At 63.8% G+C, this 14,033-nt stretch carries 17 protein-coding genes; 6 read left to right on the forward strand and 11 right to left on the reverse strand.

The features are described from left to right. The first annotated feature begins 38 nt into the window (after nucleotides 1-38). Together WCJ41_RS01285 and WCJ41_RS01290 are read left to right on the forward strand one after the other, a co-directional pair. A complete protein-coding gene (locus tag WCJ41_RS01285; protein ID WP_336904003.1) occupies nucleotides 39-338 on the forward strand; it encodes a hypothetical protein in 300 nt (99 codons plus the stop codon). 104 nt (nucleotides 339-442) lie between these two features. Beyond that, entirely contained in the window at nucleotides 443-1,363 is a 921-nt protein-coding gene (locus WCJ41_RS01290; protein WP_336904004.1) for a heme-dependent oxidative N-demethylase subunit alpha family protein, read from the forward strand. On the opposite strand, the gene WCJ41_RS01295 is transcribed toward WCJ41_RS01290, so the two are convergent. From WCJ41_RS01295 to purC, 11 genes are all read right to left on the reverse strand, one after another. Further along, nucleotides 1,360-1,629 (reverse strand): protein usg, encoded by a 270-nt coding sequence (locus WCJ41_RS01295; RefSeq protein WP_336904005.1) that lies wholly within the window; start codon nucleotides 1,627-1,629, stop codon nucleotides 1,360-1,362. The genes WCJ41_RS01290 and WCJ41_RS01295 overlap by 4 nt on opposite strands. A gap of 131 nt (nucleotides 1,630-1,760) precedes the next feature. Beyond that, on the reverse strand, nucleotides 1,761-2,129 hold the full coding sequence (locus tag WCJ41_RS01300; protein ID WP_336904006.1) for a hypothetical protein: 369 nt from the start codon (nucleotides 2,127-2,129) through the stop codon (nucleotides 1,761-1,763). Next, nucleotides 2,129-3,367 (reverse strand): MFS transporter, encoded by a 1,239-nt coding sequence (locus tag WCJ41_RS01305; protein ID WP_336904007.1) that lies wholly within the window; start codon nucleotides 3,365-3,367, stop codon nucleotides 2,129-2,131. Before WCJ41_RS01305 ends, WCJ41_RS01300 begins: the two co-directional genes overlap by 1 nt. Next, a complete protein-coding gene (locus WCJ41_RS01310; protein ID WP_336904008.1) occupies nucleotides 3,364-5,190 on the reverse strand; it encodes a DMT family transporter in 1,827 nt (608 codons plus the stop codon). The genes WCJ41_RS01305 and WCJ41_RS01310 overlap by 4 nt, the downstream gene beginning before the upstream one ends. Before the next feature lie 4 nt (nucleotides 5,191-5,194). Further along, nucleotides 5,195-6,091 (reverse strand): DMT family transporter, encoded by an 897-nt coding sequence (locus WCJ41_RS01315; protein WP_336904009.1) that lies wholly within the window; start codon nucleotides 6,089-6,091, stop codon nucleotides 5,195-5,197. Between the two features lie 260 nt (nucleotides 6,092-6,351). Next, on the reverse strand, nucleotides 6,352-6,672 hold the full coding sequence (gene grxD, locus WCJ41_RS01320; protein ID WP_336904010.1) for a Grx4 family monothiol glutaredoxin: 321 nt from the start codon (nucleotides 6,670-6,672) through the stop codon (nucleotides 6,352-6,354). A 3-nt stretch (nucleotides 6,673-6,675) separates the two neighbouring features. Then, nucleotides 6,676-6,912, reverse strand: coding sequence for a BolA family transcriptional regulator (locus WCJ41_RS01325; RefSeq protein WP_336904011.1), 237 nt, complete (start codon nucleotides 6,910-6,912; stop codon nucleotides 6,676-6,678). Nucleotides 6,913-6,924: 12 nt separating this feature from the next. Further along, nucleotides 6,925-9,117, reverse strand: coding sequence for a phosphoribosylformylglycinamidine synthase subunit PurL (gene purL, locus WCJ41_RS01330; protein ID WP_336904012.1), 2,193 nt, complete (start codon nucleotides 9,115-9,117; stop codon nucleotides 6,925-6,927). A gap of 52 nt (nucleotides 9,118-9,169) precedes the next feature. Further along, the gene (gene purQ / locus WCJ41_RS01335) at nucleotides 9,170-9,832 is read right to left on the reverse strand and encodes a phosphoribosylformylglycinamidine synthase subunit PurQ (protein WP_336904013.1); all 663 of its coding nucleotides are present in this window, start codon (nucleotides 9,830-9,832) and stop codon (nucleotides 9,170-9,172) included. A 4-nt stretch (nucleotides 9,833-9,836) separates the two neighbouring features. Next, complete coding sequence (purS, locus tag WCJ41_RS01340; protein WP_336904050.1) at nucleotides 9,837-10,079, reverse strand: phosphoribosylformylglycinamidine synthase subunit PurS; 243 nt, start codon at nucleotides 10,077-10,079, stop codon at nucleotides 9,837-9,839. Further along, entirely contained in the window at nucleotides 10,076-10,855 is a 780-nt protein-coding gene (gene purC / locus WCJ41_RS01345) for a phosphoribosylaminoimidazolesuccinocarboxamide synthase (RefSeq protein ID WP_336904014.1), read from the reverse strand. Before purC ends, purS begins: the two co-directional genes overlap by 4 nt. A 218-nt stretch (nucleotides 10,856-11,073) precedes the next feature. Here purC and WCJ41_RS01350 point away from each other — a divergent pair, with 218 nt between their 5' ends. From WCJ41_RS01350 to WCJ41_RS01365, 4 genes are read left to right on the forward strand one after another with little or no spacing between them, the layout of a single operon-like run. Next, entirely contained in the window at nucleotides 11,074-11,397 is a 324-nt protein-coding gene (locus WCJ41_RS01350) for a DUF1476 domain-containing protein (RefSeq protein ID WP_336904015.1), read from the forward strand. After that, a complete protein-coding gene (locus WCJ41_RS01355; RefSeq protein ID WP_336904016.1) occupies nucleotides 11,398-12,171 on the forward strand; it encodes an aldolase/citrate lyase family protein in 774 nt (257 codons plus the stop codon). Between the two features lie 33 nt (nucleotides 12,172-12,204). Continuing rightward, on the forward strand, nucleotides 12,205-13,452 hold the full coding sequence (locus WCJ41_RS01360; RefSeq protein WP_336904017.1) for a hypothetical protein: 1,248 nt from the start codon (nucleotides 12,205-12,207) through the stop codon (nucleotides 13,450-13,452). Nucleotides 13,453-13,506: 54 nt separating this feature from the next. Then, on the forward strand, nucleotides 13,507-13,959 hold the full coding sequence (locus WCJ41_RS01365; RefSeq protein ID WP_336904018.1) for a L,D-transpeptidase: 453 nt from the start codon (nucleotides 13,507-13,509) through the stop codon (nucleotides 13,957-13,959). The last annotated feature ends 74 nt before the right edge of the window (nucleotides 13,960-14,033 follow it).

Raw genomic sequence — 14,033 nt, forward strand, 5'->3', positions numbered from 1 at the left:
CAAAGCCTGTTGCAGGCTGCCCGCAAGCAATGGGGGATATGATGGATATTGTTGGTTTGATCGTGCAGCTGGTCGCCGGTGCCATTGGTGGCAACGTGGCGGGCAAGGCGAATTCGAAGTTCGACATGGGTGGTGCTGGCAACTCGATCACCGGCGCGATCGGTGGTCTAATCCTCGGCCAGATCCTTGAGCGCGTGACAGGGGGCGCGATCCCGGCTGATGCGGCTGCGACCGCCACGCAGGGCCTCGACATCGCCGGCATCCTGACCAGCCTGATCGGTGGCGGTGCTGGTGGCGCCGTTCTCTCTGGCATCGTCGGAATGCTCAAGAACCGCTGATCGCAGATACCAAGTTCCGACTGGCTGCCGGCTTCAACCGGCAGCCTTTTTGATTCAGGGGCTATGTCCTTGGCAGGCTGGCTTGGTCGCGCGATAGTCGTGGCATGACACGCACCCCACGGCACAGGCCCTATCTGACGGCGGGCGCCGCCTTCGAGATCGGGCTCAGGCCGATGGAGATGGCACAGTGGCTGCACATCGGGCCGGACCATGCGACTTTCATGGCCGACAAGCGGGCGCGGCTCGCCGGGTGTCCGCCGCTTTACTACCGCACGCTGGAACGCTCACGCGATGCGCAGGCGGAACTGCTGCGGGTGGTGAATGCCAATCTGCGCGAATACCATGGCGAGGACTTTGCGGAAGAGGGGCAGGCGTTGACGGATCGCCGCGACGGCAGCCGGCATGATCTTGCCGATCCGGCACGCGAGCCGCTCGACATTCTGGGTGGGCTCGTCGAGGAGGATTACGTGCTGTTCGACACGGAGGATGGGCGCGACGTCGTGATTGCAGCGTCCAATGCCTATACGAGTTCCGGGCGCATCGTGTCCTGCGTGGGGCGGGGCATGCATTTCGCGCACGAGCCGGTGCCGGGCCTCAATGCCGCGCTGGCGGCCCGTATCGACCGGGTGATCGCCAATGTGCAGGCGGGGAAGCCCGTGGTGCGCTTCAACTGGTTCGTGACGCCGATTGCGAGCCGGCTGTTTCCCGAGGGTTCACATGAGGCTAACGTCGAGGCGGGTGAGGCGGCGGCGCGCACGCTGGCCGCCGACCATGACAAGGCGGGCGAGACGCTGTGGCTGCGCGTCGAGCAGCAGACATTCATGCGACTGCCGGAAACCGGCGCGCTGGCCTTCGGCATCCACACCTATTCCGATCCGCTGGCAATGATCGCCGAGGATGCTGACAGCCTCAGGGCACTGCATCGCCTGCTCGGCAGCTACAGCGACGAACGGCTTGCCTATGGCGGCATGCTGGCCACGCGGGGGCCGATCTTGCGCTGGATCGAGGACCGTCTGGCAGGCTAGTGCAGCTTCCACTCCGCGCCGACGTGGCGGAGTTCGACGGGGCCGACGATGCCGGCATGGGCGACACGCACCTGGGCCAGCGGGCCTTCGAGGTTGTGCGACCAGAAATCGAGGAACTTGATGAGGCGGGGGAATTTCGGGGCGAGGTCGTAGTCCTGCCAGATGTAGGTTTGCAGCAGGTTCCTGAAATCCGGCATGCGATACATGATTTCTGCCGTCGTCAGGCTCCAGCCCTGCAGCTGGCGTTCGAAATCCCGGTCGCCCATGTCGTTCCTCCGTGGGTGGTTGAGACTCACCCCAATGCTGCCAAGAGGATGCGGATGGCGTCAAGCATGACGCGTCACAAACCGCATTAAATCAATGTGTTAGCAGCCTAGTCTCAAGAGTGCTGCCAAGTTCACTGGGCGAGGTTGGCGACCTTGGCATCTGCAAAGGCGAAGCACCCGGCGATCACCGGGCTGACCGGGAGTTCGCGATAGGCGCCAAGCGCCCCTTCGCGCCTGAGCTTTCCCGCAAGGCCCGGTTCATCGCTGGAGACGACCCAGATGAAGGAGAGGCCGCTCGGCTTTACGATGCGGGCATCGGCACGGGTGAGGCTGGCGAAGACCTCGTCCTCTGGCGTGCCGGGCTCGAAGACCGCGAGCATGGTGCCGCTCGCCTCCGGTGGCAGTGCCGCGTGGCGCATGACCACCGCCATGCCCACAAGCCACAGGGCGATGACGCCGAGGAACAGCGCCAGTGCCAGCCTGTGGCCCGAGAGCTTCATCAGGCGGCGGCGAAGCGCGGCGCACGCTGCTCGCGGATCGGCAGGTTGACGAGGAAGGCGAAGACGCCCAGCCCCACGCTCATCCACCACACGATGTCGTAGGAGCCGAACTGGTCATAGAGGCGGCCGGCCAGCCACACGCCGAGGAAGGAACCCAGCTGGTGGCTGACGAAGACGAAGCCATAGAGCGTTGCCATGTAGCGCGTGCCGAACATCACGGTGACGAGGCCCATGGTGAGCGGCACGGTGGAGAGCCACAGCAGGCCCATGGAACAGGTGAAGATCAGCGTTGTCACCTGGGTGACGGGCAGCAGCACGAAGCCCGCCGTGATGACGGCGCGGATCAGGTAGATGAAGGCCAGCGGCACGTGCTTCTCGCCGCGCCCGCCGATGATGCCGGAGACATAGGAGCCCACCACGTTGAACAGGCCGATGAGCGCCATGGCCCAGCCCGCGAATTCACGCGAGATGCCGTGCTCGGCAAGATAGGCCGGCATGTGCACGGTGATGAAGGCGAGCTGAAAGCCGCAGACGAAGAAGCCCGAGACCAGCAGGATGTAGGAGCGGTGGCCGAAGGCCAGCCCGATTGCCGCCTTCATGGTGAGGTCCGCCTCGTCCGCCGTGGGGCGGCGCCCCGAGGTGTTCTGCGACAGGAGCGGGGCGGCGAAGAGAACGATCAGCAGCGTGAGCCCGGCCAGCACGGTGAGTGCCTGTTGCCAGCCATAGGCCGAGACGAGCATGGCGCCCAAGGGCGCGAAGATGAACTGGCCCAGCGAGCCCGAGGCGGTGGCGATGCCGAAGGCCCAGCTGCGCCGGTCAGGAGGCACAATGCGCCCTAGGGCTGCCATGACGATCGAGAAGGACGAGAAGGCGATGCCAACACCCACCAGCAGGCCGCCCGCCAGGTTGAACATGACGGGCGTTGCGGTGACGGACATCAACAGCACGCCGATTGCGTAGACGATGGCGCCCGCCATGAGAACGCGGGCCGAGCCATAGCGATCCGCCAGCATGCCGGCGACCGGCGTGGCGATGCCCCACACGAGGTTCTGGATGGCGATGGCGAAGGAAAAGATTTCGCGCGGCCAGCCATGGGCCTCGGAAATCGGCAAGGTAAAGAAGCCGAAGGTGGACCTGACGCCGAAATTGACGATAGCCACCAAACACCCCGCGATGATCATCACTGTGACGGTCTGGTACCAGGGAAGCGCGGCGTGGGCGGGGCGTGCGGGGCTCATGGAGCATCCATAACGGGGGCCCGCGGCGCACTCAAATGCGATTTGCTGATGGGTGCAACACGCCTGATGATGAGTGGGCCGAACTGGGCGATGGCCACGCCGAGGATGATGAGTGCGCCCCCTAGCAGCAGCGGCCAGGTGAGGCGCTCGCCGAGGATCAGGACGCCGCCGATCGCCGCCACCACCGGCTGCACGTAGAGGAAGACCCCGGCGATGGAACTGTCCATGCTTCCCAGTGCATAGTTCCACGCAGAGGTGGCGAGGAAAGTGCCGAATACCACGACGAAGCCGACGGCGGCCCAGGATGTGATGTTCATCGAGGCCAGTGTCTGCGGGAGGTCGGCCGATACGAACAGCGGCATCGGCAGGGCCGCGATGGCCATGGCGAGGCAGGCGACGGGAAGGGCGCCGTATTTGTTGGAGGCAGGCCGGATCACCACCGTGTAGATGCCCCAGCCCATGGTCGACAGCGTGACCAGCACGAGGCCAAACAGCGAGACATCACCGGACGGCGACAGCGTGCTGCCCAGCATCAGAGCTGCCGTGCCGAGCATCGAGACGAAGATTCCGCCGATGAGCCATGGCGTGAGCCTGTCGCCTGCGAAGGCCACAGCGAAGAGAGCGATGAACACGGGCTCAAGCCCGAAGATCAGCCCCGTCCAGCTGGCAGGCACTGACTGCATGCTGAAGGCCGCGAGGATCTGGTAACCGAGGTTGCCCGCGAGTGCGGCGATGGCAATGCGGCCCCAGTCGCGCCACGCGATCTGCCGCACGCCAGTGAACAGGCAGACGATGATGGCGAGGAGACCCGCCGGATAGAGCCTGAGCACCATGGCCGTCTGCGGACTGAGTTCAGTGATGAGGTAGCGCATGGCGACGGGGATCAGCCCCCACATGGTGACGGCGAAGAGCACGGCGGCCAGTGCGGCGAGGCTGCCGCGCAGTTTCAGCCTGTCGCCAAACTGCGCGATGGCGACACCGGCCATGATCAGCGTTCCGCCGATCACCATGCCGCCCGTCACCTTCTCGCCCAGCATGAGGGCGCCCGCGCCTACGCCGATGGGGGGCACGAGATAGAGGAAGGCGCCCGCCGCCGCTGCGGGAAGCCGCGCCGCGCCATAGTTCCACGTCACCATGGTCAGCGCGGTGACGAAGACCACGAGATAGGCCATCTCGCCCCAGGAGCGCGGGGTCATGGTTGCCAGCGTGGCAAAGGTGGAGGGCCGGCCGAGCAGCACCACGAGTGCGATGGACGTGATCACCACAGACATGGCAGTGACGGGGAGCGAACCATATTTCTGCGACAGGGGTTTGCTGGCCACCGCATAGATGGCCCAGCAGGTGCCCGACACGAAGATCATGGCGCAGCCGGTGAGGAACTGCGCTGGATCACCCGTGACGCCAAGATCGTTCCACACCAGGAAGACGATGCCGGCGAAGCCCACCAGCAGCCCGGCAACCACGGCGGGCGTGAGCCTTTCGCGCACCGCGAAAATGCCGATCAGCGCGATGAGCAGTGGCTGGGTGCCGATGATCAGGCTGCCCGTTCCGGCATTGATGCGTTCGAAACCGAAGGCGGAGCCGAGATTGTAACCGGTGAAGCCGACGATCGAGACGAAGATCATGCGCGGCCAGTCGGCGCGCGCGATGCGCCACCCCCTGGTGGCGACGAGGACCCCGGCGAAGAGGAGACCCACCAGCGCATAGCGGATGGCGAGATGGTCCGCTGGCCCCAGCGCCAGCGACAGGGACCGGAAGAATACGGGGCTGATACCCCACACGAGCATGGTGAAGAGCAGGGCGAGGATGGCGCGCAGGTCCATGACCTCAGCGCCTCGCCATCAGGGCCGGGCCGAACTGCGCGGCAGCAACGCCCGCCAGCATCAGCATGCCGCCCGCCACCACATGGACAGTGATCGCCTCGCCCAGCACAAGGGCACCCGCCGCCACGGCGACGACCGGAATCAGGTAGAGGAAACTGCCGGCCGCCGTGCTGGTAAGATGCTTCGAGCCATAGTTCCACAGCATGGTGCCGCCGAGGCCGGTCACCAGGACCAGATAGGCGACTTCGGCCCATTGCCGGGCGTCCAGCCGGGCGAAGAGCGACGGCAGCGGCTCACTCGCCGCGCCAATCATGATGGGTGCGGCGATCAGCATGGTGATGGCGGTGACGGTGTAGCTGTCATGCCGGGCCAGCAGTGGCTTGGTGGCAATGGAATATATGGCCCAGCCGACGCAGCACAGAAAAAGGTAGAAGATGCCGAGGGGCGATACGGCACTTTCCGTCTCGCTGCTGATGTTGGGCCAGAACAGCACCACGGCCCCGGCGATGGCGATGACGACGCCCAGCAGCACCCAGCGCGTCAACTTCTCCCCCAGCAGCATGGCGGCGAGGATGGCGATCATCAAGGGTTCGCTCATGGTGACCAGCGCGCCGATGCCGGCGGGCACCAGTTCGAAGCCGGCGTTGACGAACCAGTTGTAGCCAGCCATGCCGGCCACACCGGCAATCAGGAAGCGCGGCCAGTCGGCGCGCGGGATGCGCCAGGTGCCGAGCCAGGCGAGGGCGATGACGTTGATGACGGTGAGGCAAAGATAGCGCACGGCCAGCGAGTTTTCGTGGCTCAGCGCCAAGGCCAGCGTGCGCATGAATACCGACGAGAAGCCCCAGAACAGCATGGCGGCAACGAGGGCGAGAATGGCGCGTGTCTTGGTGCTGTTCATCAGGAATCCGAAAGGGATTCCATGCGTGCCCGATGTTCAGGCAGCGGTCAATCGGTGAGGCATGTGGGGGATGGGCGATTGCCGGGCGCAATCTCCTCAAGCTCCGTCATGCCAGCGAAAGCTGGCACCCAGCTTTAGGCGCCACAAGGGAAGCTGGGCCCCAGCTTTCGCTGGGGTGACGAAATGAGAGGGGTGCCCCAAAGGGATCGCCGGGGCAAGCCCGGCGATGATGTTGAGACAGTGGATGGAGGAGGCAGGCCTTACGCCACGCCCTTGTCGGTCATGAGCTGCTTCAGCTCACCCGACTGGAACATTTCCATCATGATGTCGGAGCCGCCGACGAACTCGCCCTTGACGTAGAGCTGCGGAACGGTGGGCCAGTTGGTGTAGTCCTTGATGCCCTGCCGGAGCTCGGCGGATTCCAGAACGTTGACGCCCTTGAACGGCACGCCGAGGTTCTGGAGGATCTGCACCGAGCGGCTGGAGAAGCCGCACATCGGCACGTCAGGCGTGCCCTTCATGAAGAGGACGACGTCGTTGGTCTTCACGTCATTGTCGATCTGGGTGGCGATGTCAGTCATGGTTCAGTCCTCTGGGGTGCTGGTCTGGAGTGCGAGGGCGTGCAGCTCACCGCCCATGCGGCCCTTGAGGGCGGCATAGACCATCTGGTGCTGCTGTACGCGGGATTTGCCCTTGAAGGCGGCGGAGACGACGTTGGCCGCATAGTGATCGCCGTCGCCGGCGAGGTCGCGGATGGTGATGACCGCATCGGGCAATGCTTCCTTGATGAAGCGTTCGATGTCGGTGGCGGACATGGCCATGGATCTTTCCCCCTAAAGCTCGCCCGCCATGTAGGCCGGGAACCAGCACTCATGGGCGACGCGCAAATCGGCCACTGATATAGAGAGACCTGACGCGATCTTCAATGTGGCCTCTGCGGTGACGGTTCCGACCGCGACCACGGCGACCCCGGCCTTGGCGGCCTCCGCCAGCAGGACGGCAGCGTTGTTGGGCGAGGTGGTGACCACATAGCGCGCCTGGTCCTCGCCGAAGTGCTGCTCATGGCTGACCGAAACGAGGTTGGCGCCGAGGCCGGAGGCCATGGCCATCTCAATCACCGCGAGGCCAAGGCCGCCGTCCGAGACGTCATGGACGGCCGAGACATGGCCCGCGCGGATGAGGCCGCGCACGAAGTCGCCGTTCTTCTTCTCGAGGGCGAGATCGACGGGCGGGGGTGCGCCTTCTTCCTTGCCCAGAACCTCGCGGAGGTAGATCGACTGGCCGAGGTGGCTGCCATGACCGCCCACCAGCAGGATCACGTCGTCCGCCTTCTTGAAGGCGATGGTGGCCATAAGGTCGACGTTGGGGATGAGGCCGATGCCGCCGATGGCCGGTGTGGGGAGGATGCCCTGTCCGTTGGTCTCGTTGTACAGCGACACATTGCCCGAGACGATGGGGAAGGAGAGCGCGCTACAGGCTTCCGACAGGCCTTTGATGGCGTGTACGAACTGGCCCATGATCTCGGGCCGCTCCGGGTTGCCGAAGTTGAGGTTGTCGGTGATGGCGATGGGGTCGGCCCCCGTGGCGGTGAGGTTGCGCCAGCATTCGGCAACGGCCTGCTTGGCCCCCTCGAACGGGTCGGCCTCGACATAGCGCGGCGTGACGTCGGTCGAGACGGCGATGGCCTTCTTGCCCCGGATGCGCACGACGCCTGCGTCGCCGCCCGGGATCTGCGCGGTGTTGGAGCCGATGAGGCTGTCATACTGCTCCCACACCCAACGACGCGAACACATGTCGGGTGAGCCGACGATCTTGAGGATCGCTGCCTTCAGATCCTTCGGTGCAGGCACGTTGGTGAGGACGGGCTGAAGTTTCGGCGCGACCCACGGGCGGTCATATTCCGGTGCCTCGTCACCCATCTGCTTGATGGGGAGATCGGCCATCACCTGGCCCTTGTGCTTGATGACGAAGCGCAGCGTGTCGGTCGTCTTGCCGACGATGGCGAAGTCGAGGCCCCATTTGTGGAAGATGGCTTCCGCCTCCTTCTCACGTGAAGGATCGAGCACCATGAGCATGCGCTCCTGGCTTTCGGACAGCATCATCTCGTAAGCCGTCATGCCGGTCTCGCGGCAGGGCACGTGATCGAGATCGAGTTCGATGCCGAGATCACCCTTCGCACCCATCTCGACGGCGGATGAGGTGAGGCCCGCCGCACCCATGTCCTGGATGGCAATGACGGCGCCGGAGGCCATGAGTTCGAGGCAGGCTTCGAGCAGGCACTTCTCGGTGAAGGGGTCGCCCACCTGAACCGTGGGGCGCTTCTCCTCCGCGTGATCGTCGAATTCGGCCGACGCCATGGTGGCGCCGTGGATGCCGTCACGGCCTGTCTTGGCGCCGAGATAGACGACGGGAAGGCCCACGCCCTTGGCCTTGGAATAGAAGATCGAGTCAGCACGTGCCAGGCCCACCGCCATGGCGTTGACGAGGATATTGCCGTTGTAGCGGGCGTGGAAGTTCACCTCGCCGCCGATGATGGGCACGCCGAAGGAATTGCCGTAGCCGCCGACGCCGTGGACGACACCAGCCACGAGGTGGCGCGTCTTGGGATGCGAAGGCTCGCCAAAGCGCAGCGCGTTCATCGCCGCGATGGGGCGGGCACCCATGGTGAAGACGTCACGCAGGATGCCGCCGACGCCGGTTGCTGCACCCTGGTAGGGCTCGATGAAGGAGGGGTGGTTGTGGCTCTCCATCTTGAAGACGATGGCATCGCCGTCGCCGATGTCGATGACGCCCGCGTTCTCGCCAGGGCCCTGGATGACCTTCGGCCCCTTGGTGGGCATGGTCTTGAGCCACTTCTTGGAGGACTTGTAGGAGCAGTGTTCATTCCACATGGCCGAGCAGATGCCGAGTTCCGTGAGCGTGGGCTCGCGGCCCAGCAGCTTCATGAAGCGCTCGTATTCATCGGGCTTCAGGCCGTGCTGCTTGACGAGGTCCGGGGTGATCTTGGTGTTGTGGGCGAGGGTCATTCAGCAGCCTTTGGTGCCTCGGCAGGTGTGGTAGGTGCGGTGGTTGCGACGCTCACGCCGCCAGCAAGCTTTCGAACAGCGGGCGGCAGTCGGTTCTGCCATGCAGCGGTTCGATCATGTTTTCGGGATGGGGCATCATGCCGATGACGCTGCCCGACTCGTTCATGATGCCGGCGATGTCGTTCAGCGCGCCGTTGGGGTTGGTGCCCTCGGCATAGCGGAAGACCACGCGGTTCTCGGCCTCAAGCCGCTTCAGCGTTTCGGCGTCGCAGATGTAGTTGCCTTCGCCGTGGGCGACGGGGCAGGAAACGACGGTGCCCTTCGCCACCTTGTTGGTGAAGAAGGTCTGGTTGTTCTCGACCTTCAGCTTCACCTGCCGGCAGACAAAACGCAGGTCCTTGTTGCGCACCAGAACGCCGGGCAGGAGGCCTGCTTCGGTGATGATCTGGAAGCCATTGCAGACACCAAGAACCTTGAGCCCCATCAACGCCTTGGCGCGAATATCTTGCATGATGGGTGAGCGCGCGGCGATGGCCCCGCAGCGCAGATAATCGCCGTAGGAGAAGCCGCCGGGCACGACCACGAGGTCGACCTTGGGAAGCTCTGTCTCGGTATGCCAGACGGAGACGGGCTTCGAGCCCGTCACGGTCTCGAGGGCCAGCATCATGTCGCGTTCGCGGTTGATGCCGGGGAAGACGACGACGGCGGATTTCATGGTGTCAGGCCAGCTCGATGTCGTAGTTTTCGATGACGGTGTTGGCGATGAGCTTTTCGCACATCGCCTTGACCTGTTCCTTCGCCTTGGCGTGATCGGTTTCGGCGATCTCGACCTCGAAATACTTGCCCTGACGAACCTCGCCGACGCCGCCGAATCCGAGGTGGCCGAGCGCCCCCTCGATGGCCTTGCCCTGCGGGTCCAGCACACCGTTCTTGAGCGTGACCTTGATCTTCGCCTTCATCAGTTCAAATCCGTCTTCACGAGCTTGGGCTTGGAGCGTTCGGGCTTCTCGCCCTCGGTGATGATCCCCAAGCGGCGGGCCACTTCCTGGTAGGCCTCGACGAGGCCACCCATGTCACGGCGGAAGCGGTCCTTGTCGAGCTTGTCCTGGGTCTTGATGTCCCACAGGCGGCAGGAATCGGGGCTGATCTCGTCGGCCAGCACGATCCTCATCATGTCGTTCTCGTAGAGGCGGCCGAACTCGATCTTGAAGTCGACGAGCTTGATGCCGATGCCGAGGAAGAGGCCGGACATGAAGTCGTTGATGCGGATCGCCATGTGCATCATGTCGTCGATCTCCTGGGGGGAGGCCCAGTTGAACGCGGTGATATGCTCCTCGGAGACCATCGGGTCGCCGAGCTGGTCGTTCTTGTAATAGAACTCAATGATGGAGCGCGGAAGCGGCTGGCCTTCCTCGATTCCAAGGCGCTTGGCGAGCGAGCCTGCCGCAACGTTGCGCACGACGACCTCGAGCGGCACGATTTCGACTTCGCGGACGAGCTGTTCGCGCATGTTGAGCGAGCGAATGAAGTGGGTTGGCATGCCGAGTTCGTTGAGGCGGGTGAAGATGAACTCGGAAATGCGCTGGTTGAGAACGCCCTTTCCCTCGATCACCGCCTTTTTCTGGGCGTTGAAGGCGGTGGCGTCATCCTTGAAGTGGACGATGATGGTGCCGGGTTCAGGGCCTTCGTAGAGGATCTTGGCCTTGCCCTCGTAGATCCGGGTGCGCCTGCTGTTCATTTGAAATATCCTCATCAAATCCCTAATCCACCTTCCGTGCTTTAGACCCGGAAGGGCATCTTCGCCAGTTTTGTTACGGATTCGGGTCGCAATTTCCCCAACCCTTTCAGGGGGCCTTAGCGCAACGTGGTGCGCTGCACAATGTCCCACGTCTGAGTGGTTGATTTGGCGGGGCGGGATGTCTATTTCAAGGCCTTGATCTGCAACGGGAGACAGGAATGACAACCTTCGATAAGCGCGAAGAAGGCTTCGAGAAGAAGTTCGCTCTGGACGAGGAACTGCTGTTCAAGGCGGGCGCCCGCCGGAACAAGCTTCTGGGCCTGTGGGCCGCGGAAAAGCTCGGGTTTTCAGGCGCCGAAGCGGAGGCTTACGCCAAGTCGGTCGTCATGGCCGACTTTGCCGAGTCGGGCGACGAGGACGTGTTCCGCAAGGTTCGGGCCGACTTCGACGGCAAGTCGGTGGCCCAGTCCGACCAGCAGATCCGCCAGACCATGAATGAGCTGATGGCCAAGGCCGTGGAACAGATCAAGGCGGGTGCCTAAGTGGCTTCTGCCCATTTCGACCTGAGATTGCGGCTCGCCTCTGGCGAGCCGTTTCTGTTTTCCTGGATGACAGTGCCGTCGCCTGCGCTGGCGGGGCAGGTGGCGCGGCTGCCTTTCGACGGCGTCTGCCTCGACATGCAGCACGGCATGATCGGGTTCTCCGATTCGGTCGGCATGATCGCTGCCATCAATGCTGCCGGGCGACCGGCGTTGGTGCGTTCGTTGTGGAACGATGCAGCGACACCGGGCCAATGCTTCGATGCAGGAGCTGCCTGCGTCATCGCGCCAATGGTCAATACGCGCGCCCAGGCCGAGGCGCTGGTGCGCGCTGCCAAGTACCCGCCCATGGGATCGCGCAGCTGGGGTGGCTACACCGCCCAGCAGACCTCGGGCCTGACACCTGCCGAATACCTGCGCGAGGCCAACCGCATCTCGCTGGTGTTTGCCATGGTCGAAACGGTCGAGGCGCTGGAGAACGTGGAGGCGATAGCCGCGACGCCGGGCCTCGACGGCCTGTTCGTGGGGCCATCTGACCTGTCGATCGCCTTGTCGAAGGGTGCAGGGGTCAACAAGACGGGCAAGGAGACGCTCGCCGCCATGACCCGAGTGGCCGCGGCCGCCGGGAAGAACGGCCTCGTTGCCGGTGCCTTCGGTGGAAGCGCGCAAGGCGTCAGAGCCTATCTTGGGCTTGGCTTTACGTTCATCGCCGCAGCGGTTGACGTCGACCTCATGCAGTGGGGTGCTGCCGAACTCAACAAGGCGCTCGGCGTTTGACGCCTGCGGCGTTCCGCGCCAAGGTGCACAATCATGGATCAGCGTGCTTCCCTCATTCCCGGCGCTGAGGCAATCCTCGACCGCCTCATTGCCCTTGCCCTCTGCGCCGGCCCCGTGGCGGCGCAGACTGACAAGTATTTCACCAACACCAGCCGCATCGTCGGCGCAAATGGCGACGCAATCGTCACCTTCGCAGTGTTCATGCGCCGCCGCGTGGTGGCCGCACTTGAGCCCGCCATCCGGGTGATCCGCCACTTCGTGCCGGACGTCGAGATCAAGCGCTTCTATGCAGAAGGCGACATTGTTCCCTCCGAGTCGAAGATGCTGGAGATCACCGGCTCGATGCAGAAGCTCTCCGAGATCGAGACGCTGATGCTGCAGAAGATCGGCTTTCCCTGTGTCTCCGCCAACAATGCCTATGAGATGTGCCGGGCAATCCCGTCGGCGGCCTTCATGGACATGCATGCACGCCACGGTTCGGGTGCTGAAATGAACATCCTCGCCGCCTATGGCGCGGCGGTGGGCTCGGCGGCTGCCAAAAAAGCCGACCCGGCGGTGAAGGGCTTCATCGGTTCTTCGCAGGACCTGACGGCGCCGTTCTTCGGTGCCAGTGGTGGCATGGGGACGATGCCGCATGCGCTGGTCGGTTACACCGATGGCGACGTGCTGAAGGCGATGAAGTTGTTTGCCGACAAGCTGCCGGAGGTGAAGAACCTCACTGCGCTCGTCGACTACACCGGGCAAGAAGTGTCGGACTCGATCCGCTGCGCGCGCTGGTTCTATGACGAGGCGAAGCTCGACCGCGCGGGCAAGAGTTTTGGGGTCAGGCTCGACACACATGGCGGGCGCTTCGCCGAAGGTTTGGACTACGAGAAGTCAGTGGACACGGTTGGCCAGTGGCTGGGCGTGCACGGCGAATACAACATCGTCGAGCAGGTGCTGGGCGGCAGGGCGTTCCAACTCGATCCCAACAACATCCTGGTCGACAAGGTGCGCCGCATCCTGTTCGGCAAGGGCGTCTCCGCGGCGGCGATCATCCATGTCCGCCGCGCGCTGGATCAGGCGGGCTACGGACAGGCCACGATTGTAGGATCCTCCGGTTTCGACCCACAGAAGTGCCAAATCATGGGTGCGGCACGCGCGCCGCTGGACATGGTGGGGACGGGAAGCTTCCTGCCCGCCACCTTAACCGAAACTTACGCGACAGCAGACATAATTCGCTATGATGGGTTGCGTCGGGTGAAGGTTGGCCGCGAGTTCCTGCACGAGGATGGCGGCTGAGCACCGGGTGCTGCAGTTCGGGGGGAATGCTCCCGACGGGATGGAGACGGAGCGATGAAAAAGCTGATTGCCCTGTTCGCGGGGTTGCTCATGTTGGCCTGCACCGCAATGGGCATGAACGAGGCCATGGCCAAGACGAGGCCCGCGCCGGAGGTTGATATCTACGTCGATGTTTCGAACCAGACAATGACGGTGGACGTTGACGGCTGGACCTATGGCCGCTGGAAGGTATCAACGGCACGCGACGGTTACTACACGCCGCGCGGCACGTGGCGGCCCTTCATGCTGAAGAAGATGCATTACTCGAAGAAGTACGACAATTCGCCCATGCCGAATTCCATCTTCTTCCTTGGCGGCTATGCCATTCATGCCACCTATTACGTCAACCAGCTCGGCCGCCCGGCCTCGCATGGCTGCATCCGGCTTCATCCCCAGAATGCCGCGAAGCTTTATTCGCTGGTGCAGAAGCACGGGCTGAAGTCGACGCGCATCACCATCGGCAACTGACTGCGCACAATCGCTTCTGGACGGGGGGACGTAACACCGTCTCCCCGTTTTAATGTCTGCCATCAGTTCGAGTT

It is taken from the genome of Aestuariivirga sp., from assembly GCF_037139295.1.
Classification (GTDB): Bacteria; Pseudomonadota; Alphaproteobacteria; order Rhizobiales; family Aestuariivirgaceae; genus Aestuariivirga.